The sequence below is a fragment of the Flavobacterium sp. genome (assembly GCF_029242675.1).
GTDB lineage: Bacteria > Bacteroidota > Bacteroidia > Flavobacteriales > Flavobacteriaceae > Flavobacterium.
In genome coordinates this window covers 1-1,702 of sequence record NZ_JAQWTM010000445.1, presented here as the reverse complement: position 1 = coordinate 1,702, position 1,702 = coordinate 1, and the positions used below count along the sequence as shown (strand labels likewise).

General features: G+C 29.0%; 1 protein-coding gene. It reads left to right on the top strand.

All coding sequences use genetic code 11. From position 1 onward, the window contains the following. Positions 1–926 precede the first annotated feature (926 nt). A partial coding sequence (locus P8M54_RS16265) for a GLPGLI family protein (RefSeq protein ID WP_300289100.1) occupies positions 927–1,702 on the top strand: 776 nt, incomplete at its 3' end.

Genomic DNA, 1,702 nt, shown 5'->3' with positions numbered 1-1,702 from the left:
AATCCTTCCATTCGAAGTTGAAGCATAATTGATTTTCTCAATTTATTAAAAAACCCAATCTGAAAAGATTGGGTTTTTTTGTTTTTAATCAAGACTACATAACTGTATTATGCTTATCTCCTTTTTTGGATTTTATTTATTTATTGTAATTTATAATAATAAAAGACAGGATTGCCACAAACTAATTGAGTGTAATTGTTTTCTACCTTTTCGCCAATGTAAAATGCTGTTAGTTCACCAGAATCTTTGATAGTATATTCCCAAATTTCGTTGTTAGCGTATAGAAGTTCAGTAAAAAAATAAGATTCTGGATTGTCAGAAAAAAATGATTTATGCCGTTTTTAGTAAGATAGGAACTTCCAGTTAGGCGGAAAGTTTTTCAAAAACAGGAAGTGATTTGATTTTTAATCCCTTGATCAATTCGTTAGTTATGCTTTTTGGAGTAATTAGCATTTTCGTGTTAATTTTGATTTATATGCGTTCCTCCCATTTCGGGACGAAATATTCAATAATGTTCTGACTAGTGATACGTTGTAATTATGATATTAAATATTACTTTTTTATGTAAAATGGTTATTTAAATTATTTAATTTCGTGATAAGTTTATTAACTTACATTTCTTTTTTACCGCAAATGCTATAATAGCATTCAATGGTGTATCGATGGCAAGTACGGTTGAAGTTGATGAAAACTGTCAAGCTATGCAAGGTAGCTGTGACTTTGTTCAACCTTGTGCTAGGAAATATTATGTATTCTTAATTAGAGAGTATAAGGATAGTTATATTATTTGTAATCCTTCTTTAACTCGCAGCGGTATGGAATTAAAGATGTAAATATTAATACAGGAGCATCAATATTTGCTTTATAAAATCACAATAGATAGCCAATACTAATGTTTTGGGTTTCTATTAATTACCCTTTAAACTATGAAATTATATATTAATGTAATTATGTTGCTACTTTTTAGCCTAGCTAATGCTCAAAAAAATAATGCAATAAATGGTAAGGTTGAATATGAAATGTATGCTAATTTTGGTAAACCAATTCTTGAAAGTTGGGTGCTTTATTTTAATGAGGAGAAATCAGTTTTTATACCAGATAACTCTTTAAAACTTTTAGATAAAAATGGTGCTACCTACGATCAAATAATTCAATTGAAAACAACTGTTGTTCCCCATATTATTGTAGATTTTTCAAAAGACAGTATTTACAATCAAGGTATGGTACTATCAAAGCCTTATTATATTAAAGATCAATTATACAGCCCTAAGTGGACTTTAATTAAGGAATTTAAAACTATTGGGGAGTACAGGTGTCAAAAGGCGACTACTACCTTTAGAGGGAGAAAATACATTGCTTGGTTTTGTGTTGAAATTCCAGTAAACTTTGGACCATGGAAATTAAATGGTCTGCCTGGACTTATATTAGAAATTGAAGACGATTTAAGAATAATCCATATGATCGCCAAATCAATAGTCATTAATTCAGCTGAAAATTTTGACTTTTCTTGTAAAAGTATTCCAAAGTCAGGAATGCAATTATCAATGAAGGAATATATAGTATTAAAAGATAAAGAAGGTGAAGAGATACGAAAATTTATTTTGAGTAAACAAAATCGAGATACTGATATTCAATTTTCAGACGATCCTGTAAAAAGAAGTGGATTTGAATTAAGGTATGAATGGGAAGCTGATGAAAAAAA